Annotated in this window: 17 protein-coding genes, 1 tRNA gene and 1 other RNA gene; 13 read left to right on the plus strand and 6 right to left on the minus strand. The window is 55.3% G+C overall.

The features are described from left to right. Window positions 1-31 precede the first annotated feature (31 nt). The gene (locus tag GP473_RS03065) at window positions 32-868 is read right to left on the minus strand and encodes a serine hydrolase domain-containing protein (protein ID WP_185769337.1); all 837 of its coding nucleotides are present in this window, start codon (window positions 866-868) and stop codon (window positions 32-34) included. Window positions 869-949: 81 nt separating this feature from the next. Continuing rightward, a complete protein-coding gene (locus GP473_RS03070) occupies window positions 950-1282 on the minus strand; it encodes an acyl carrier protein (RefSeq protein ID WP_185769338.1) in 333 nt (110 codons plus the stop codon). 213 nt (window positions 1283-1495) lie between these two features. Here GP473_RS03070 and GP473_RS03075 point away from each other — a divergent pair, with 213 nt between their 5' ends. Then, entirely contained in the window at window positions 1496-2593 is a 1098-nt protein-coding gene (locus tag GP473_RS03075) for an alpha/beta fold hydrolase (RefSeq protein ID WP_186277124.1), read from the plus strand. Window positions 2594-2736: 143 nt separating this feature from the next. Here GP473_RS03075 and aceE read toward each other — a convergent pair whose 3' ends face one another. Continuing rightward, window positions 2737-5532 carry a pyruvate dehydrogenase (acetyl-transferring), homodimeric type gene (gene aceE, locus GP473_RS03080; protein WP_186277125.1) on the minus strand — a complete coding sequence of 932 codons (2796 nt, stop codon included), beginning with the start codon at window positions 5530-5532 and terminating at the stop codon, window positions 2737-2739. A gap of 330 nt (window positions 5533-5862) precedes the next feature. Here aceE and GP473_RS03085 point away from each other — a divergent pair, with 330 nt between their 5' ends. From GP473_RS03085 to GP473_RS03095, 3 genes are all read left to right on the plus strand, one after another. Beyond that, window positions 5863-6240, plus strand: coding sequence for a DUF3052 domain-containing protein (locus GP473_RS03085; protein ID WP_246394956.1), 378 nt, complete (start codon window positions 5863-5865; stop codon window positions 6238-6240). A 184-nt stretch (window positions 6241-6424) separates the two neighbouring features. Further along, window positions 6425-6497, plus strand: a tRNA-Val gene (locus GP473_RS03090). 83 nt (window positions 6498-6580) lie between these two features. Beyond that, entirely contained in the window at window positions 6581-7693 is a 1113-nt protein-coding gene (locus GP473_RS03095; protein WP_185769397.1) for an SURF1 family cytochrome oxidase biogenesis protein, read from the plus strand. A gap of 35 nt (window positions 7694-7728) precedes the next feature. Here the strand turns inward: GP473_RS03095 and GP473_RS03100 are convergent, their stop codons facing one another. Together GP473_RS03100 and GP473_RS03105 are read right to left on the minus strand one after the other, a co-directional pair. Then, window positions 7729-8268 carry a low molecular weight protein-tyrosine-phosphatase gene (locus GP473_RS03100; RefSeq protein ID WP_185769342.1) on the minus strand — a complete coding sequence of 180 codons (540 nt, stop codon included), beginning with the start codon at window positions 8266-8268 and terminating at the stop codon, window positions 7729-7731. A 164-nt stretch (window positions 8269-8432) separates the two neighbouring features. Further along, window positions 8433-9161, minus strand: a complete 729-nt coding sequence (locus GP473_RS03105; protein WP_186277126.1) for an HAD hydrolase-like protein — start codon at window positions 9159-9161, stop codon at window positions 8433-8435. Window positions 9162-9329: 168 nt separating this feature from the next. On the opposite strand from GP473_RS03105, the gene GP473_RS03110 reads away from it, so the two are divergent. The 5 genes from GP473_RS03110 to GP473_RS03130 all read left to right on the plus strand — a co-directional run bounded on the left by GP473_RS03110 (window position 9330) and on the right by GP473_RS03130 (window position 13398). Continuing rightward, window positions 9330-10523 (plus strand): Nif3-like dinuclear metal center hexameric protein, encoded by a 1194-nt coding sequence (locus GP473_RS03110; protein ID WP_186277127.1) that lies wholly within the window; start codon window positions 9330-9332, stop codon window positions 10521-10523. Window positions 10524-10527: 4 nt separating this feature from the next. After that, complete coding sequence (locus GP473_RS03115) at window positions 10528-11259, plus strand: C4-type zinc ribbon domain-containing protein (protein ID WP_186277128.1); 732 nt, start codon at window positions 10528-10530, stop codon at window positions 11257-11259. A gap of 204 nt (window positions 11260-11463) precedes the next feature. Beyond that, a complete protein-coding gene (locus tag GP473_RS03120; RefSeq protein ID WP_186277129.1) occupies window positions 11464-12684 on the plus strand; it encodes a bifunctional RNase H/acid phosphatase in 1221 nt (406 codons plus the stop codon). A gap of 24 nt (window positions 12685-12708) precedes the next feature. Next, window positions 12709-13155, plus strand: an RNA gene (gene rnpB, locus GP473_RS03125) — RNase P RNA component class A. A gap of 66 nt (window positions 13156-13221) precedes the next feature. Next, window positions 13222-13398, plus strand: coding sequence for an SPOR domain-containing protein (locus GP473_RS03130; RefSeq protein WP_186277130.1), 177 nt, complete (start codon window positions 13222-13224; stop codon window positions 13396-13398). Between the two features lie 111 nt (window positions 13399-13509). Here the strand turns inward: GP473_RS03130 and panB are convergent, their stop codons facing one another. Further along, the gene (panB, locus tag GP473_RS03135) at window positions 13510-14349 is read right to left on the minus strand and encodes a 3-methyl-2-oxobutanoate hydroxymethyltransferase (protein WP_186277131.1); all 840 of its coding nucleotides are present in this window, start codon (window positions 14347-14349) and stop codon (window positions 13510-13512) included. A gap of 122 nt (window positions 14350-14471) precedes the next feature. On the opposite strand from panB, the gene glnA reads away from it, so the two are divergent. The 4 genes from glnA (at window position 14472) to GP473_RS03155 (ending at window position 20928) form a co-directional block, all read left to right on the plus strand. Next, window positions 14472-15812: a type I glutamate--ammonia ligase gene (gene glnA, locus GP473_RS03140; protein ID WP_185769348.1), complete on the plus strand. Its 1341-nt coding sequence runs from the start codon at window positions 14472-14474 to the stop codon at window positions 15810-15812. Window positions 15813-15982: 170 nt separating this feature from the next. Continuing rightward, window positions 15983-19216: a bifunctional [glutamine synthetase] adenylyltransferase/[glutamine synthetase]-adenylyl-L-tyrosine phosphorylase gene (locus GP473_RS03145; protein ID WP_185769349.1), complete on the plus strand. Its 3234-nt coding sequence runs from the start codon at window positions 15983-15985 to the stop codon at window positions 19214-19216. Between the two features lie 171 nt (window positions 19217-19387). After that, entirely contained in the window at window positions 19388-20029 is a 642-nt protein-coding gene (locus GP473_RS03150) for a hypothetical protein (RefSeq protein WP_185769350.1), read from the plus strand. 152 nt (window positions 20030-20181) lie between these two features. Then, window positions 20182-20928 carry a sulfite exporter TauE/SafE family protein gene (locus GP473_RS03155; protein ID WP_185769351.1) on the plus strand — a complete coding sequence of 249 codons (747 nt, stop codon included), beginning with the start codon at window positions 20182-20184 and terminating at the stop codon, window positions 20926-20928. Window positions 20929-21057: the final 129 nt, after the last annotated feature.

A 21057-nucleotide genomic window follows, 5' to 3' on the forward strand; every position in this document is an offset into this window, starting at 1 on the left:
CTCGTTGTGGAAGGCTTTTGGCTCGCTGTTTCTACCCGCCCATTGCTTGCCACAGTTGGTCGTTAAAGTTTGTCCAGCGTTCTTTAGCCCAGTCTCCGAAGTGTCTTGTGGTCAGAACAACGGCTGCACGGTTGCTTGGACGATGAATCCACAGGAACGTTCCGGATTGGCCAAAGTGACCAGCCGTATCGTGAGGCATACTCTGTGGAATCCAGTGGGGAATTTTTCCTCCGTGAAGGGAAAAGCCTAGCCCCCAGGTGCATGGGTTGTGGCGACCGTAACCAGGCACGATGCCACTGAGCCTCGGAAACTGGGGGTGTAGAGCTTCTTCTAGCGTTTCCTCGCTTAAGAGCCGAGGTCCCAGGAATTCCTGTGCCAAGGTGGTTAATGCGTCGACGCTTGCCGAAAAGCCGTGTCCGGCGGAACCCTCTACAGTGATCTCGATATTCAACGGCTGGGAAACGGCCTGGTTCACGTAGTCGGGGAAGGCTATTTCAGTGGTGTACTCGAGAGCTTCGGCTAGTACTTCATAGCCTGCAGAAGAGTAAATGCGGCGTGTTCGCGCTGGTTTTTCTTGTTCGCGACTAGCAAAAGCCATGCCTGAGGCATGGGAGAGGAGCTCTCGATAGGTCGGGGTGACGTCGAAGGAAGGAAGGAGGCTTGGTGGCACCCCATCATCGAGATCGAAAGCGCCTTCTTCGTACGCAATTAGTACAGCGTACGCAGTAATGAGTTTGCTTACACTAGCCAAGGAGAAACTTTCGGACGTGTCTCCCACACACTCAATGCCATCGGAGGTGATGGCAGAAGCAGCGACCTCTTCCACAGGCCACTCGCCCGTCGTTTGTAGTACATCAACAATGCTCATAGTGGCAACGAGCTTACGTGACGTATATGAACCGCATGAACAGGTAAGAAAGCAATCCTAAGGGGCGCCGTTCTTGGAAAGCTATCCCAGACGTTTTTCTACGAGCTTCACCAATTGACCAACGGTTCCCACTTTGTTGATGGCCTCGTCCTCAACATCGATATTGAACTCTTCTTCAAGGCGGACGGCGATGTCCACCAAAGTTAGTGAATCGACGTTCAGGTCATCATCCAGAGTGGTCTTCGAGGTTAGTTCCTCTTTGTCTACACCTGTGGCATCTTCAACGATCGCGAATACGCGAGATTCAGTGGATTCCGGAACGGATTGAGACTTCTTGACGGGGGAATTGCTGCCCATCGCTGCGGCGAGTTGCTGCTTCGCGGACTCAGAGATCCCGGTGGTGTTGTCAGCCATAAGGGTCCTTTCGGCGAACGTCCTTAAATGTCAATCAAAAGCATACGGGACGAGGGATTTTTCGGTCATTCGCCGCGGTGAGTGTGACCGTGCCGTGATGTATTTTCCTTAAAATCCCAGGTTGCAGGAAAATGACAGCTACGGTGTGCCTTGTGACTAAGGTGTAATAAATAGATTGAAATAGAACTGTCTCATAGGTAGGTGAAAGTTATCATGTCGGCGAAATCATCACGTTTGGTGGGAGTAATCACATTGAGCGCGCGTCGTACAAAGAACCGCCTGCGGAAGTGCGTGCCGGATCTTCCCAACCTGCGTGATGTGCATGAGACTCACTATGTGACTGTACCCGGCACACCAACAGGGGCAGAAGTGGAAGCCGTGGGGGAGAAGGATAAGCCGAAAGATCCCAACCGTCCTGACGTGAAAATAGCAGTCCGCGAAATCGTCTCCGAAAACTATGACTCGTCGGCGGCGGAGACGCTTAACATCATCTTCGCGCACGGATTTACTCTCTCCAGTCAGTCCTGGTTTTTCCAGGCCGAGCGCCTACGCCACATGGACAATCTGCGCATGTTCTTTCCCGATCTGCGCGGCCACGGCGATAGTTCTGCGCCGCCGGAATCGCTCGGTGTGGATGAGACAGCCGGTGACATTGTCGAGATCATCAAACAATGCGCACCTGAAGGACCAATAATGTTGGTGGGGCACTCAATGGGAGTGATGACGGTTCTCGGCTCGCTGCGCTATATGGATAACGCCACGCGCGATCGGGTAAAAGGTATTGCACTCATCAATGGCGCAATAGATACCTTTGCATCCGCAGGTATCACCCGGATTCTGCGTTCTCCAGTGGTCCGAGGTCTCCGTGGCGTCGGTAAACGCTTCCCCCGCAGGGCAGAAAAACTCAAGAACAGTATCGAATGGGCGCTGGAACCATTCATCGCTAGCTTTGTCTACCACGGTGCGTTAGAAGAAGGTGCGAGTGCACGTTTTGACATCGTGGAATTTCACGCAGAGGAAATTGGTCGAACCACCATGACCACGGTTCTTGGGTACCTGGACGATCTAACTGTTCATGATGAAACCCCCGCCGCGCCATTCTTACAAGGGATTCCCGGCGTGGTGATGGTGGGTGCGTGCGACGATGTTACGCCGGCAGAGCAAACACGTGAAATAGCCAAAGTATGGCACGACGCAGTGAAACGTGAATTCCCAGAGTCCGGACACATGCTGCCGGTGGAATGCCCAGAAGCGGTCAATGCAGAATTAGTCAAACTTGTTCGGGTGATCCGCGGCGATGGGACGCAGTAGATCTCGATAGGTGAGAGACATCAATCATCTCGTCTTGAGAGTCGCAAGAATCTCGAAAGATGTAGATCATTGTCGAGCTGACTGAAGGGATGTCGGATGCGCGTATTCGTTATTTTCGAATACGCGTCATCCTTGCCACGTTCCTATTCGTGTACCTCGTTGGGTGCCGTTGGGTCAGTTAATTCATATTTCTCAGCAGCTTCGGCGACGACAGACCTGTCGATCTTTCCTTCGCGGGAGAGCCCCAGCAAAACCGCTACCACGACGGATTCGGCATCGATATTGAAGAATCGGCGAGCTGCGTCGCGAGTATCAGAGAAACCGAATCCATCTGCACCCAAAACGATGTACTCGCCCGGTACCCAGTGGCGGATTTGCTCCGGAACTGCGGTAGTGAAATCTGTGACAGCGACCTTCGGGCCGTCAACATCACGCAGGGTCTCTTCGACAAAAGGTACACGCACATCGGCACCAGGATTGCGGAGCTGTTCACGCTCTGCAGCCTGGGCATCCCTAGCCAGCTCATTCCAACTAGTGACGGAATAGATGGCGGTGTTGACCCCGTATTCTTCAGCGAGCATGGTCTTAGCCTTCACTGCTGCTTCCATCCCCACACCAGAGGCGAGAATAGACGCGACATGTTCAGCTTCCGGTGCAGGGCCGGCGTCTCCCGTACTGTTCTCTTCGATACCAACCAAGCAGTCAGCAGGAGAGTATAAATACATGCCCTTGAGCAAAGCCTCCACATCTAGGTTCTCAGGCTGAGGGGGCTGGTAAACCGGCTCGTTATAGACCGTGAGGTAGTAGATGACGTTTTCTCCACGCCCTTGGCCATACATGCGATCGATACCCTCACGGGTGATATGGGCGATCTCATAAGCGAAAGCCGGGTCATAAGTCACTACGGCGGGGTTGGTGGAAGCCAATACGGGGGAATGGCCATCCATGTGCTGCAGGCCTTCACCAGTCAAAGTGGTGCGTCCGGCGGTCGCACCGATGAGGAAGCCGCGAGCCATTTGATCTGCAGCTGCCCAGATGGAATCGCCGGTGCGCTGAAATCCAAACATCGAGTAGAAGATGTACACGGGGATCATTGGTTCGCCATGCGTGGCATAAGACGAGCCGGCGGCAATGAAGGAGGCCATCGAGCCGGCTTCGCAGATACCCTCGTGCAGAATTTGTCCATCCTTGGCCTCGATGTATGTGAGCATGAGGTCGTGATCCACAGGGGTGTAGTTCTGCCCGTGAGTGTTGTAGATCTTCAACGTAGGGAACCAGGAATCCATTCCGAAGGTGCGAGCCTCGTCCGGGATGATCGGTACGAGGCGCTTCTTGATTTCCTCGTCACGCATAAGTTCCTTGAACACGCGAACCAAGGCCATCGTGGTAGCGACTTTGTTTTTGCCGGAACCTTTCAGTGCACTCTTGATTTTGTCCACCGTTGGGACCGCTAAAGGTGTGTACTTCTGGCGGCGTTCTGGCAAGAAGCCACCGAGCTCTTCGCGACGTTTGAGCATGTACTGGATCTCTGGAGCGTCCTTGCCCGGGTTGTAGTACGGAGGAAGATATGGATCCTTTTCCAGTTCTTCATCGGAGATAGGGATCTCTTGCTTGTCGCGGAAAGTCTTCAGATCCTCGAGAGTTAGCTTCTTCATCTGGTGAGTCGCGTTGCGCCCCTCGAAGTTGTGGCCTAGACCGTACCCCTTGATGGTATGGGCGAGAATGACGGTGGGCTGATCCTTCGTTTCCAAGGCGCGTGCGAATGCTGCGTACACCTTGCGGTAGTCGTGACCACCGCGGCGTAATTTCCACAGATCGTCATCGGACATGTCTTTCACCAATTCAGCAAGGCGCGGATCACGTTTGAAGAAGAACTCGCGGACGTAGGCTCCGTTGTTGGCTTTAAAGGTTTGGTAATCGCCGTCTGAGGTGTTGTTCATGACCTCTACGAGTGCACCGTCACTATCGCGTTCGAGCAGCTCATCCCATTCGCGACCCCAGACGACCTTGATGACATTCCAGCCAGCGCCCTTAAAGAAGCTTTCTAGTTCTTGGATGATCTTTGTGTTGCCGCGCACCGGCCCATCCAAGCGCTGCAGGTTGCAGTTCACTACGAAGGTCAAATTGTCCAAGTTGTGGAGAGACGCCATCTGGATCAGTCCGCGAGATTCTGGCTCGTCCATCTCGCCGTCTCCCAAGAAGGCCCACACGTGCTGATCCGAGGTGTCTTTAATTCCCCGATCGTGGAGGTATCGGTTGAAACGCGCCTGGTAGATGGCATCCATTGGGCCTAGGCCCATAGATACGGTGGGGAATTCCCAGAACTCTGGCATGCCGTGGGGGTGAGGATAGGATGGCAGTCCTATGCCCGGCTTTGACGCTTCTTGCCGGAAGGCGTCCAGCTGCTCTTCGCTAAGGCGACCTTCCAGGAAGGCACGGGCGTACATACCGGGGGATGCGTGGCCCTGGAAGAAGACTTGGTCGCCTCCGCCAGGGTGATCCTTACCGCGGAAGAAGTGGTTGAGTCCAACCTCGTAGAGCGGTGCTGCAGACGCGTAGGTGGAGATGTGTCCACCGACGCCGATGCCAGGCCGCTGGGCACGGTGAACCATGACTGCGGCGTTCCAGCGGATCCAACGTCGGTAGCGCTTTTCTGTTTCCTCTTCACCCGGAAACTCAGGCTCCATAGAGGTGGGGATGGTGTTGACGTAGTCTGTGGACAGCAATGGTGGCAACGGGACGCGTTTGGCGGTCGCTCGTTCCAGAAGGCGAAGCATGAGGTAGCGGCCGCGCTCTGGGCCTGCTGCTTCGAGCATCGCGTCCAAGGAATCCATCCATTCTTGGGTTTCTTCCGGATCGTGATCCTTGAGATACGACGCCACACCGTCACGGATTTTTGGGAAGTGGCTATCGCTGAACTGGTTGTCGTCCTGTGCCATTTTCGGCCTCCTACGTGCACGATTGCGAAGTGTGCTTGAGCCTCGAAAGCATGGGGTTAGCTGTGAGGCATTGTTTCCCCAGACTACGTGAATTTTCGTTCATTTTGCGGGCGCGTGGCGTCATTCGTGTTATGTTTACCACAGTGCAACAATTTGGCAATTTGGGCGTTTGGGTTGCTAGAAATCGAAAAAACCTGGACGATTTGAGTTGTGACTACTAAAGAAACGTCCACTATGTCTGAGAACGAAAGGCTTGATACACCAGTGGCTAACGCTCCGAGCTCTGCCCCTGAGAACGCTCATGCGCAGAACACACCGGATTGGGCGAGCATGTTGGATATCAACAAGTCCGACATCATCCAGGAAATTGGGTGGGATGAGGATGCGGATTCCAGTATCAGCGAATCGCTGGAAGATGCTATCGGAGCTCCTTTGTTGGATGTGGACACCGATGAGATAGTCGATGTGGTTCTGCTGTGGTTCCGCGAAGAAGATGGTGATCTCGTCGATGGATTGGTCGACGCCACTCGTTCCCTTGGCGACGAGGGTCGAATTTGGCTGTTGACTCCGGCAGCCAACACGCCCGGAACCATCGAACCTGGAATCATCGCAGAGTCAGCTCAGTTGGCAGGTATGGTGCAGACCAGTTCCGAACGTTTAGGCCAGTGGCAGGGGGCTTGCCTCGTTGCCTCAGGGGCTAAGCGCTAAGTGTTAGTTCGGGGCCATCTTTGGGGATGGCTCGTCGGGCAACTGTGCGATGGAAGACTGCACCTAATGACGCCTTGTTCATAATGTACTGTTCATGCCCTGTGAACTGCTGTTTTCTCTAATCGCCTAGTATCGTGTTATTGTCATGGGGCAGCAATCGAACGGATGCTTCGGTTGAATGTATGCGCCTTTAGCTCAGCTGGAAGAGCAGCTGGTTTACACCCAGCAGGTCGGCGGTTCGAGCCCGTCAGGGCGCACAGCACGATAGGGTTCCCTCTAGGCGGGAACCCTATTTTTATATCTTAGGGTTTGTGCTCATGACTGCTAGATTGGGGGAGTGATGCAGCAACAGAAGAGACGACAGGGTTGGAAAATTTTCCTCACCCCTGGATGGGTGATCACCACTATCCTCATCCTCACGTTTACCTACTTCGCGTTCACCTTTCTTGGTCCTTGGCAGTTGCACAAGGGAGAACAAAAAGCGGAGTTTAACCACCGGCTCCAAGCGGCGATGGAAAAGGATCCTGTTGCTCTGTCAGAGGTGATTCCTGCTGATGGATCCTCAGCCGGCCTCGAAAAGGAGTGGACCCACGTTCGTCTACAGGGGCGTTTCATGGAAGACGCCCAGGTGTTACTGCGCAATCGGCCAATTAATGGAAGTCCGGCGTTCCAGGTGTTGACTCCCTTCAAAACAGATGATCAACGCACGATTTTGGTGAATCGAGGGTGGGCGCGACCAGAAGAAGGAGCACGAGTACCGCAGATTCAGCATGCGCCACGAGGGGAAATAGTGGTGACGGGGTACCTGCGCATGTCTGAGGCGGCGCCTGAAACAGGCTCAATTGATGCTGATGGCTACTCTCAGGTATCGGGTATACACACCCCATCTATAGGCAGGCTTGAAAAGGACAAGCTGGACAAGGCGGATGGGTTGTCTCCTAGGCAGAAGACTCCACTTGCATCCGAATATGTCCAGCTGGATGAGACGTCGGTAGATTCAATTAACAACAGCCTAGGGGGCTCGGCTACCTTAAGCGCTATTCCGTTGCCGCAGCTGGACAATGGACCGCACACCTCATATGGGTTTCAGTGGATCACTTTCGGAATTATGGCTCCGGCGGCTCTGGGGTGGTTTGCTTGGTCCGAAATTCGCGAACGTCGCCGTGAGAAAGAAGAAATAGCTGAAGCAGAGGCGCTTGCTGCACAGAACAGAACATTCGCGCATGGTGCCGGAGGCGACAACGGTAAAAACCAGTCCACCCTTAAGCCTCAGGTGTCTTCATCTGCGACGCCGCACTCGGCAACTTCAGCCAGTGTGGAACGTATCGGAACCGATGAAGATGGTCGGGAACAGCGTCGTGAGGTTGCCGAACGTAAGCTCGCTGACCGATATGGAGGCACTCGATCACGTTTCGAGGAACGCCGGGCGAATAGGCAGCGTGAGCGTTTCTAGGGACGGCGTGCGCGGTAATGGCGCTCGCACACTATCTAAGGCAATGTCCCACGACGTGTGTCATCTTCGTTCCCTGAGAGGACAAGGTTGGTGATGATTCCTGGTACAGCAGCCTCGATTTGACGAGCCACGGTGGTGAAGGCTGCGGCGTCGTCGTAGTAAGGATCAGCGACTTCCGGTGCCCGCAAGGAATGGAACCCGGCTGAGTCAGCAGCGGCGTCAAAGACAGCGGGATCGAAAGCGCGGAACAGGTAAATTTTTGCGGGATCCACCCCGAGTCGCGAGAGCCCACGGACATGCCCGCGATCCATAGCGAGGAAAGCATCGGCCTCGAGGTGATCATCACCAATCTGAGCGGCGACGTGGCGAGTGCCATCGTAGCCACAGGATTGCAGTTCTCGAACAGCGCGCGGATCAGCGCTATCGCCAACATGCCAGCCGCCGAGACCACAGGAATTAACCACTACGTCTGGGATGCCCTGCTCTTTAAGTGCCTTGTTGAGCATGACATCCCCCATCGGGGAACGGCAGATGTTTCCCGTGCACACCACGGTGATCTGTGAAATCTTACTCATTGTCTAGTGATTCTTAGCCTTTCGAATTCTGTCTTGCTCTGAGTGCTGATATTCAACGAGGTTACGTGTTGTAGGTGCCCTCAAGGAGCTGGCGTAGCCGGTGTTCCTCCGGAACACGTGCTGCTGGTGTTCCCCGGGTTCACGTATTGCCCAGACATGCAAAATTATGTATCAATCGACTGTCCTCGGTCTGCGAACCAGCGTTGAACACAATGATCGAGTTCTTCTGGCGAAGCGGCACATGCGTTGGCCTGGGCACGCTCCTGTTCGTCTCCGTAGCCCCAACTCACCAGAACACTGGCTATGCCGTGTGCGGAGGCCCCTTCCACATCGTGAATTCGATCCCCGATTAAGAGTAATTCTCCGGGATCCAAGGACAGGCCGGTGTCTTGACGCCAGTGGGCGATTTCAGGAATTGCGTTGAGCTGCGTTAAGGCATAGTCGATGACCATGGCTTTTCCTTGTCTGCCTGTGTCTGGATCTGCGGCTGCCAGAACATGGAAGTAAGGAAGCATGCCGAAGTGAGTCAAGATCCTCTGTGCTGATTCCATGGATTTTGACGTGGCGGTGGATAAAATGATGCCCTGCTTTCTCCAACGTGCAAGGAGCTTTTTCATCCCTGGGAAGGCGTGCGCATTGGACCATCCGCCGCCCGCCTGATGCTCCAGGTAGGAGCGTAATGTGGCGTCCAGCACCTCACCTTCAAGGCCGAGGTTGGCCATAGTCTGGGACATGGGCGGTCCAGGTATGCGTGCGATCTCTTGTTGTGGTGGGCGGCTGATGCCGTTGTTGTCGAGGGCATAGAGGAAACTGTCGCGGATGCCGGGGAAACTATCCACGAGGGTTCCGTCTACATCGATCAGGAGGATCTTTGGATGTTGTTCAGGGTTCACTTATCCCAGTGTTCCAAATAATCTTCCGCGCTCGCCAGAGAAAACTGGTTAGGGTGGGAGGGTACACCCCGTGTAAGAGAATTCATCTTGCGTGTTTGTATCGTCCGTATCGCTTGCGTGGCGCTGTTTTTCGTTAGGGAAACGCGGCACGGTTTCAGGAGATTTTCTGTGTTCAACACTGCGTCGTCCCCCACCTCATCATCCAGTCGTGCATCTACCGGCTCTCCGGCCACTGTTGGAGATGTCATTAGTGTGATGGAGGCGGCGTATCCCCCTTATCTTGCGGAGTCCTGGGATGCCGTGGGATTGGTGTGCGGGGATCCTACTGAGAATGTCAAGCATGTGGCCTTCGCTTTGGATTGCACTGATGCTGTGGCGGAACGGGCGATTGCAGAGAATGCGGACATGCTGATCGTTCATCACCCGCTGCTGATGCGTGGGGTGACAACTGTGGCGGCTGATACTCCGAAGGGTCGTATTGTTCACCGGCTTATCCGTCATGGTGTGGCGTTGTTTTCTGCGCACACCAACGCGGATTCGGCGCGCCCAGGGGTGAATGACTGTCTCGCTGAACTACTCGGTGTGACCCCCGGTGAGCCGTTGCGGCCGATAGAGGAGGCGTTGGATAAGTGGGGCGTGACTGTTCCCGCCTCCGACGCCAACAGTCTCAAAGACGCGGTGTTCCATGCAGGGGCAGGCACTGTCGGCGATTACACGGAGGCAGCTTTCGAATTTGACGTGACAGGTCAATTCCGTCCAACAGCAGCCGCCGATCCTCACATTGGGAGCGCCGGTGAGCTGGAACGTGTCGAGGAGATCCGCGTGGAGTTTGTTGCACAGCGGCGGGTACGTGAAAAAGTACGCGGTGCATTACTGAAAGCGCACCCGTATGAGGAGCCTGCCTATGACGTGGTGGAGACTCACTCGGGTACTGCAGATGTAGGTATCGGCCGCGTCGGTGAGCTGGATACTCCTATGACGCTGCGTGAGTTTGCTGAGCGAGTTTCTGAACGGCTCCCTCACACCGTGTGGGGAGTGCGTGCCGCCGGCGATCCAGAGTCCATGATCCGCAGGGTCGCGGTGTCCTCCGGGGCTGGAGATAGTTTCTTGGACAAGGTTGCCGGCATGGATGTGGATTGTTTTGTGACTTCAGATTTGCGTCATCATCCCGTGGACGAGCATGTGCGTGCTGGTGGATGTGCGGTCATCGATACGGCACATTGGGCTTCAGAATTCCCTTGGTGTGGACAGGCTGCCGACGTCGTGCGCCGAGGTATGGAGGAGAGGGGACACACTGTGACGACTACCGTGCTCGATATTCAGACAGATCCGTGGACGATCCATAGTCAAGGAAAGAACTAAAACGATGCGTTACACCGACCAAGATAGAAATGCGTTGGTGACGCTCACTGATGCGCTTCACGAGATCTCTGTCCTCGAGGCACGATTGCAGACTTTGCCCGAACGAGAAAAGGTGGAGAAACTCAAGCAGAAACTCAGCAAAGACGGGGATAACTCCGCTCGGCAGCAGACCAGTGCGCAAGAACAACGCACGGACGTGATGCGTTTACGCCGGGAAGTGGACAACTTGCGAGAGCGGGAGCGTCGTGACCGTAGACAGCTCGGCTTAGAGACCGATACGCAAAGACGCAAAGAGCTGCGCTGTGAGCTTAGTGCCCTACTGCGGCGCTTAGAGGACTTTGAGGAACGGCTGCAACGTGCGGAACGAACAGCGACGATCTTTGATGAGCCCCTTCCGGGAGTGGATAATTCCGAGCACCAAACCCAGATCATTGAGGCGGAAGAAGCTTTAGAGCGCGCAGAATGTGCCCTACAGGAAGAAATTGATGCGGCTCAAGCCCGTGCAGAGCAAGCACGAGCTGTCATGACACCGAGCGTGTTGGAAGTGTTCGAACGGGGTGTCGATGAGCATGGCGTGGGGGCTGCCAGGTTAAGAGGGGGGATGTGTCAGGGGTGTCGTATGGGGCTGGATCCCCAAGTCCTCAGAGATTTACGCCAAGCTCCGAGGGATGAATTACAGCATTGTCCTGAGTGCAATGTGATTTTGCTTTTCGATGATGAAGACCTCGCCACATAGGAACATGGGGGACTTCTCCGCCGAGGAATACGGGAATCAGACCGCTGACGAGCACAGGTACCTTGCCATGTGGGAACACGGGGAGTGAGCCGCTGAGAAGCCCGTTATAAAACTGGGTCACAAAACACAACCCATCGGGCATAGGAGAACTGCCCTCCTGGGATAATGGTGTTCATCGGAGAGCGTCGGATAGAAAGGCACATCATGCGTTTGAGAGTGGAATCAGACGGTGGATCCCGAGGTAATCCGGGGATAGCCGGCAGCGGCTGCTCCGTCGTTGATGCAGCAAGTGCAGCCCGGGGGGAACCACATGAACTCGCGTGCCAATGGGAATACATCGATAAGGCCACTAATAACGTTGCTGAATACAAGGGGCTCATCAACGGTCTGACGCTGGCGCGTGAGGTTGCGGAGCGTAGCGGGTCTACGGGTGGAGAAACCACGGTGGACGTGTTCATGGACTCCAAACTCATCGTGGAGCAGATGACTGGGCGTTGGAAGATTAAACACCCGGATATGAAGCCGCTGGCACAACAGGTCAAACAATTAGAACGCGAATTTTCTGCTGTGACCTACACGTGGGTGCCTCGCGAACGCAATAAACGGGCCGACGCTCTGACAAATCTCGCCATGGATGAGCAGGAATCCGGCGTCACACTCAACCTGAGTGATCAGTATGAGGGTCAGGGCGGTTCGGAAGGTTCAGATGTGGCGTCAAGAAAAGGGGGGACGAATGAGAAAGGCGAGAAGGAACATCAGCACTGCGGTGGTACCTCCGCGTTCAGCGCGCCGGACTGGCACGGCGGTACACGCCCGACCCGCTTTCTGCTAGTACGTCATGGGCAAACTGAGATGAGCGTCGCCAAGCAATTTTCCGGTCTCTCCGATCCACAGCTGACCGAAACGGGGCAGTGGCAGGCGGCTCAGGTGGCTCGCTACCTAGGGGCTCGTGGAGGTATTCAGGCGGTTGTCTCCTCGCCACTAACCCGTACGCAGCAGACGGCACAAGCCATTGCGGATCAGCTTGGGCTTAGCGTCACCACAGATGAAGGACTCATCGAAATGGACTTCGGTACGTGGGAGGGACGCAGCTTTCAGGAAATCCGCGCGGAATACCCTGATGAACACCGTGAGTTTTTTCTCAATGCCACGTCGGCACCGCCGGGCGGTGAATCCCAGGAAGACGTGTATCACCGGATGGAATTTGTGATTAACCGTCTAGTCACAGAGTATGAGGGTGCGAACGTGGTGTTGGTCAGCCACGTTACTCCAATTAAGTCAGTCATCCGCCTGGCTCTACAGGCTAGCGGCGTGGTGTTCCGCACGATGCATTTGGATCTTGCAGGGCTGAGTATCGTTGAGTTCTACCCTGATGACACCTCTGTGGTACGACGCGTAAACGATACCCATTACCTTGAAAATTGAGACCCGGGGTAGAGTGTCTTGTGCTGAGAAGGCCGGGTGGTCGCGGCGCATGAACGAGGAACCGGCTCCATGTGGGGCAAGGCCTGGCGCGGAGGAAAGTCCGGACTCCACAGAGCACGGTGGTTGCTAACGGCAACCCAGGGCGACCTGCGGGATAGTGCCACAGAAAATAACCGCCTCTATTTGGAGGTAAGGGTGAAAAGGTGCGGTAAGAGCGCACCAGCACACCAGGTGACTGGTGTGGCTAGGTAAACCCCACCGGGAGCAAGGTCAAGTGAACGCATGCTGTTGTTTACCAATACGGTAGGTAATGAGACAACGTGCGATCGGGTTCTAGAGTTGCTCGCTCGTTAGTGAACAGGTAGACCGCTTGAGGCGCCCAGCAATGGTGCGTCCAGATGGATGGCCACCTCGCAGCGTGACCTTAGTTCCGCTGTAAGACAAAATCCGGCTCATAGGCCTTCTCAGCTTTGTATGCTTATACGCTCGGAAAGCTGCTGCATCTTCGTGGCACAGCTTTATGGTAGGAAAAGAACCATGAGTGAAAAGTGGTACTACGACACCAAAACCGGACAAGTCACCCAAGGAAAAGAATCCGGTTGGGATTCTCGGATGGGGCCCTACGACACCCAGGAGGAGGCAGCTGCTGCCCTAGAGACGGCTAAGAAGCGTAATGAGCAAGCAGATGCTTATGACGCCGACGGTGACGACTAATCAGCCGACGCTGGCTCACGGTCGCTATTAGACAGCCGAGGATAACGACTCAACAGACTAAACGAAGGGCGCGCGGTTGCACTCGCAAAAACGACGAGTAACTACTACCGATTAGAAGCAATGCTCCGCGGAGGGGAAAGTTCCCTCAGCCACTTCGCGTTTGTATGCGGCAGCAGCATCAGCCATCGTTTGTCCCACCGCACCCCATTGTTTAGCGAATTTTGGTCGGTGCCCATCGGATGGGAAAGCGACCATATCGTGCCAGACCAGTACTTGCCCATCGCAGTCCGGCCCAGCACCGATGCCGATGGTCGGGACGGGGCACATGTCGGTTACTGTTTTCGCGAGATCTGCCGGCACCATTTCCATGACGACTAGGTCTGCACCTGCGGCCACGACCGCCTTCATATCGTCAATGAGCCCTTCGGCCCCCTCACCGCGTCCTTGAACCTTGAATCCTCCCAAATTATTGACTGACTGGGGAGTGAACCCGATGTGTGCACACACCGCTATACCGGCATCCTTAATGGCCTTGATACGGGGAGCGATCCGCACTCCCCCTTCGATTTTCACGCAGTGAGCACCGGATCGGCGGAGAATTTCTGCGGCGCTCATGACAGCCTGCTCGTTAGAGGCCTCATAGGTACCGAAGGGAAGGTCTGTTATGACAAAAGCGTTGCCAGCTCCGCGCACAACAGCAGCGGAAATGACGCACATTTCGTCCATGGAGATGTGTGCGGTGGTCGGATAACCAAAAACTACGTTGGCGGCAGAGTCACCAACGAGCAGCACCTCGATCCCACCCTGGGCGAAAGCCCGAGCGGTGGAATAGTCATAAGCGGTGAGCATGGCGAAGGGTTTTCCGGAACCCTTACGGGCAGAGAGATCGGACAGCCGCACCTGCTTGGTCGGTGCCATGTAGCTCTGGGAGGCACTGTTGTTCTCAGACATAGTGCATATATTGCCATGCGCGCAGGTGGGGAGGAAGTTCACCCTAAAACTGGCCGCTCTGAAAATACTGAAACATACAATGGTCTCCCATTCGGGAGCGCACACGGATACAATTGTTATTCATGAATCGCCAGCAGGAATTTGTGTTGCGCACGCTTGAAGAGCGCGATATTCGCTTCGTCCGACTTTGGTTCACCGATATTCAAGGCTTTCTGAAGTCTGTGTCTGTCGCTCCGGCTGAGCTGGAGGGTGCTTTCGAAGAAGGAATCGGTTTTGATGGCTCCGCGATTGAGGGTTTTTCGCGTGTCGCAGAGTCTGACACTATTGCCAAACCAGACCCGAGCACCTTCCAGATTCTGCCGTTTGAGAGTGAACAGGACGGCAGCCTCTCTGCCCGCATGTTCTGCGATATCACGATGCCCGATGGTGAGCCGTCGTGGGCTGATCCGCGCCAGGTGTTGCGAAAGCAGATGAACATTGCGGCGGAGATGGGTTTTACCTGTTACGTGCACCCTGAGATTGAGTTTTTCTTGGTGAAGAGCACAGAGACCAACGGCGAAACACCGGTGCCCGCAGATACTGGCGGGTACTTTGATCAAGCTGTCACTGATGATGCCCCATTTTTCCGCGCCGATGCCATTAATGCTTTGGAACGCGTGGGAATCTCCGTGGAATTTTCCCACCATGAAGCTGCGCCGGGCCAGCAAGAGATTGATCTCCGTTTTGCCGACGCACTATCGATGGCTGACAACGTGATGGCGTTCCGTTACATCATCAAGCAAGTTGCTCGGCATAATGGTGTACGCGCCACGTTCATGCCTAAACCGTTTAGTGAATACGCTGGTTCGGCCATGCATACGCACATGTCATTATTTGAGGGCGATGACAATGCATTCCATGATCCGGATGACGAACTGCGTTTATCGAAGACGGGCAAGTCTTTCATCGCCGGTATCTTGGAGCATGCTTCTGAGATCTCTGCGGTGACAAACCAGTGGGTGAACTCCTATAAGCGCATTTCCTCGGGTGATGAGGCGCCGCGCTCAGCGGCGTGGGGAGCATCGAATCGTTCAGCAATGGTTCGCGTACCGATGTACACACAGAACAAGCCTGCGTCTCGCCGTGTGGAGATCCGAACTCCGGACTCTGCCGCGAACCCTTATTTGACTTATGCGGTTCTCCTGGCCGCCGGTTTGAAGGGCATTAAGGAAGACTACGAGCTGCCTGCTCCTGCGGAGGGAGATGTTGCTCGCATGACGGCGCGCGAGCGCCGAGCTGCTGGCTTTAGGGATTTGCCAAATGATCTGGACTATGCGTTGAGGGAGATGGAACGCTCTGAATTGGTTGCTGATGCCCTAGGTGAGCATGTCTTTGAGTACTTCCTGCGCAATAAATGGCGTGAGTGGTACGACTATCAAGCTCAGATCACCCCGTGGGAACTGAAGAACAACTTGGAGTTTTAACGTTGGGGAGGGAGCATGTGCGACAAGCCATCATCGTGTGCTCCTTTTCTCTCAACGTGAAACTACCGCGTTTGTCTCATCCCCAAATTTTTCCGTGCCCTGGTTCGCGTAATGCGTGATCTGCCGTGGGCGTTAATTACATATCGATCTTGGAAAAGGTGTCTTTGTCGATGACTCGGCCTCGCTCTTCCCGCTCTCGCATTCCGTCTGCTCGCACATTGGGTTTGACTCGACCTCGTGCCCAAGAGGATCTCGAGATGCTTGGTTGGGTGGGGGAGGAGCACGTGGAGGTGCTTGTTGCCCTCGGCTCCACTGGTGATCCGGATTTGGCGTTGAATAACGTGGTGCGTCTGGTAGAGGCGCTGCGTGCGAAGGAGGCCGATGGGGAATTGGAATCCGTCTCTGTCGAAGGAGAGGTGGGTTCCTTTTCCGACGCCACGGCGGACACCCTGCTAGAAGCCCTTGTTAGTAACACGGCTCTTCGCCGCCGACTATTTGCCTTGTTCGGTGCGTCCGGGATGCTGGGTGATCACATAGTGGCGCACCCTGAGCATTGGGTGCAGCTGGCGTTACCGCTCCCAGATACTGAGGACATGATGAAAGTCATGCTCGACAGCGTGGGCGCCGTTCCGGTGGAGAAGGTTCTTGCATTCGATGAGTTTGCCGAATTCAAAGATGACTCGGAAGAAAAAGCAGTCGAGATTCCACACGAAGGCAATCGGTTGTATCGCGCCCGGCTAACTGGCCCCGAGGCAGATAACGCGATGCGTGTTGCATATCGTACGTTGTTGGCTCGCGTGGCATCTATAGATGTAGAAGGAACGTACGTGGTGCGCGGAGAGGAAGATCCTACGCCGCTGCCATTCGTCACTTTGTCCGAACGTCTGGCAGATTCCGCGGATGCGGCGTTGACTGCGGCATTAGCGGTGGCCTGTTCGACGGTCTACGGCGGCCCCGATGACGACAATGCCAAACCCCCAGCTCGGCTGGCGGTGCTGGCCATGGGTAAGTGCGGCGCCCGCGAGTTAAATTACATCTCTGACGTGGATGTCATTTTTGTGGCGGAGCCTGCGGATTCCCGCGCTATGCGCTGGGCCGGTGAATTTATCAATATTGGTTCCCGCGTGTTTTTCGAAGTGGATGCGGCACTTCGCCCCGAGGGAAAACAGGGCGCGTTGGTGAGAACCCTGGCGTCGCATAAAACCTACTACGACCGTTGGGCGGCAACTTGGGAGTTCCAAGCATTGCTCAAAGCGCGGCCTATGAGCGGTGACCTCGAGTTGGGCCAACAGTACGTGGATGCGCTGGCGCCGAAGGTATGGACGGCCTCTCAACGCGACGACTTTGTCCCTGATGTGCAGAAGATGCGCAAGCGCGTGATCGACAATGTGCCAGAGGATATCCGTTCTCGCGAACTCAAGCTTGGGCCGGGAGGTTTGCGAGATGTAGAATTTGCCGTTCAACTGCTGCAGATGGTGCACGGTCGAGTAGATGAGTCCCTACGCGTGCGCTCAACAGTGCAAGCGCTCAACGCACTGGTCGATGGTGGTTACATTGGGCGTGAAGACTGCAAGGTTCTTGTGCGCTCTTATGAGTACATGCGCTTGCTGGAACATCGCCTGCAGCTCTTTAGGCTTAAACGTACTCACACGTTGCCACCGCAGAGTGATCTAGTGACGCTGACGTGGTTGTCGCGAACCGCTGGAACCAAGCCTGAAGGCATGAACAGTTATGCCGAACAGCTGGAGAAAAATGTCAAGCGCGTGAGTGTGCAGATACACCAGCTACATTCCAAACTCTTCTACCGACCATTGTTGACTTCGGTGGTGACCTTGGATGAGGACACCATCCGTTTGACTCCGGATGCTGCGAAGCGACAATTAGCGGCCTTGGGTTATGAAAATCCTGACCGCGCTTACGATCACCTCACTGCGTTGGCCTCTGGTGGAGCGCGTAAGAACAAGCTTCAGGCGATCATCTTGCCCACTCTATTGGAGTGGCTGGCACCCACTGTGGATCCGGATGCTGGGCTTTTGGCTTATCGCAAGCTTTCCGAGGCTGCGAAGGATAAGCAATGGTTCTTGCGGTTGCTGCGAGATGAAAATGTGGTGGGACAGCGTCTCATGTTCCTACTGGGAACGTCGCCCTATCTGGCTGAATTGCTACTAAACAGTGTGGACACGGTCAAGCTACTTTCCGACGGTGCAAAGGGGCCGAAGCTTACGGAACGTGATCCGGCGGTAGTCACTCATTCCTTAGTTTCCGCCGTGGCGCGTCACCGTGACCCGGACAAGGCCATTGCGATCGCGCGATCGCTGCGCCGGGCTGAACTGGCTCGTGTCGCCGCGGCGGATTTGCTGGGGTTTATGGATGTAGAGGAAGTCTGTCAGTCTCTCTCACTGGTGTGGGATGCCGTGTTGGAGGCTGCCTTGCAAGCGGAAATCCGTGCGTGGGAAGATCAAAATGGGCAGAACGCTCCCGCAAAGATCTCTGTAATTGGGATGGGGCGCCTGGGTGGCGCCGAGCTGGGGTATGGGTCCGATGCAGACGTCATGTTCGTCACCGAGCCGGTTGATATTCCAGATGATGACGATGAGCGCGAGAAAACGGAAAACCGCGCGGTGAAATGGGCAGCGAGCATGTGCGATTCCGTGCGTATGCGTTTAGGTAGGCCTTCGCAAGACCCACCGCTTGATGTGGATATGGATCTACGACCGGAAGGGCGTAACGGTGCTGTAGTGCGCACCATGGAATCCTATGAGCGCTATTACCGCGAGTGGGGCGAGACGTGGGAAAAACAGGCGCTGCTCCGTGCCACGTGGATTGCCGGTGATAAGGATCTAGGCATTCGGTTCTTACGCATGATCGACCAGTTCCGCTACCCAGAGGGTGGAGTGAGCGACAAGACTGTGCAAGAAGTACGGCGCATGAAAGCTCGTGTGGATGCGGAGCGCTTGCCCGCGGGAGCGGACAGGAAAACGCACACGAAACTGGGGCATGGCGCTCTTGCAGATGTGGAATGGACCGTCCAATTGCTCATGATGCAGAACGTCACCATGGCAGAGAACCTGCGCAACACGTCGACGCTGGAGGCGTTGCAAGAACTGGCCAATGCCGAGCTCATCAGCCAGGCCGATGCAGAGATTCTGCGGGAGGCCTGGATCACCGCCACGAATGCCCGCAATGCGATTGTTTTGGTCAACGGAAAGCGCAAGGATCAGCTGCCCACCTTCGGTAAACCTTTGGCACAGGTTGCCGCTGCTGCTGACTGGGACGCTACAGATTCTCAGGGATTCCTCGATGATTATTTGAAGCGGACCCGCCGTGCTCGCCGGGTGGTGGACCGCGTGTTCTGGGGCGAGGACGTCCTGCACGATTTCGGCGGTGTGGATTTCCATCCGTAGAAAATGAGTGGTAGTCCCCTCAAGTTATCAGCAAAGGGTATGCTAACCTTTGCTGTACATGGGTTGTTGACGAGGGGTTCTGGCATCGTACTTTGCCAGCGCTGAGCTGCTTATTCTCATAACCTCACCCTAATTCCACTCCCAGACCGTAAGCCAAGGAGGTGCCAAAACATGAGTGCAGCAGAAAACACTGTGGACCACATTGACGTTGCCTCAATGGTGATCGCCACTGCTCACAACGTGCGTGAAATGCTACAACGATCCTCGGTATGGGGACGCATGAACGACGGCACCTTGCCCTTTGCTGGGCGTGCTTCTTACCTGGAACAACACTGGGAGGGGCTTCGTGTGCTCCTCGCAGCTTTGGATAAGTTCGATGGGGTGGCGGATGTTGTGGAGTTGCGGGAACAACTGCGTCGAACGGTTGAAAAAATGGGTGACGCGCTGGATCGTTCCCATTCCACGGCTCGCTGGCGGGACCATCACGTCACTATGCCGTCGATGCTGCAATTCCGGCGTCAGGTAGCTGACATGGACGAGCGTGGAGATCTCGTGGCTCTCGTTGCACATAGCGTAGTGCGCCTAGCTGCGGTGGGGGCATGCCCTGTTCCCTCTAAAGCAGGGGAGATGTCCATTCCAGCCGTCACTATTGTCCGTGATGAAGAGCAAGAGGAACACTTTGCGGAGGAACTATCCGCGGCGCTGGTGCTGATGATGGCTCACGGCAGTGATGTGGTGCGGGCTTATCAGGGACAAAAACGCGCAAGCAGCTGTGCAGTAACTGCTGCGATGATCCGTAATGCACTGCGTTGAGGGACGACCCCCGAACGACAATAAGGCAACAACAGGGGAGGGCTATGACCCCGGCGCGTCGATAAAAAAGATGCCGAGCAGATGACCGTCATCCGGTGCGATGAAGGTGAGTAGAAACTCACGAAGCTGGTTGTAGTAGTAATCTAATCACCGTGAATGATGCCCTATTGATTTTTGCCGCTTTTCTCGCTGGCTCTGTTTTACAGCGCGTGAGCGGGATGGGGTTGGGTTTGGTCGCTGGCCCAGTGATGAGCCTAGTGCTAGGTCCGGTAGAGGGCATACTTTTTCTCAACGTTCTTGCTACGGTCAATGCGCTGCTTGGAACGTGGACTGTTCGCCGGAGTGTTCCTTGGCGAACGGTAGCTCTCCTCGGATCGGTAATGATCTTAGGAGCGGCGCCCGCCGCGTGGGTGATCCTTAATATTTCTACTGCGGTGCTCAACATTGTCGTGGGGATTCTACTGCTCATCGCGCTATTTATAGTGACTGCAGGTCGAACATGGATCCCGCCCTTTCAGGGGAGGATTCCAGCGATCACAGCCGGAATTTTGGCCGGTTTTATGAATACTGTGGCCGGGGTAGCTGGCCCTGCGTTAACTATCTACGCATTGGGCTCGCGTTGGAAGCATGCAGAGTATGTCGCTGCTCTCCAGCCCTTGTTTGCCATATCTGGCGCACTGGCAGTCATTGTTAAAACGGTAGGGTCACATGTGACGCTTGAGGGTACGCCTCCCGGGGACTGGGCGGCAGGATTTGGCGCTGTAGCCCTGGGTGTTTTCCTAGGAATTAAGCTTGCGCGCATGGTGGATCGCGCTATTGCTCGACGAATCGCCATTGCAGTGGCTTTAGCGGGTGCGAGCTCCGTCATGTTCCGCGGCGTTCTTGCCGTGATTGGATGATGGTGAAGTAGCTAGTGTCACGGCCGGCGATAGGTTCAAGGGGTGGGTAAGACGTCGCACGGTGGCAGTGCGCGGGGTGGGGCAGGTAGTAAATAGTGGTGTCCATTGGTCTGTGCAGAACTGATGTGA

This window comes from Corynebacterium anserum (genome assembly GCF_014262665.1).
Taxonomy (GTDB): domain Bacteria; phylum Actinomycetota; class Actinomycetes; order Mycobacteriales; family Mycobacteriaceae; genus Corynebacterium; species Corynebacterium anserum.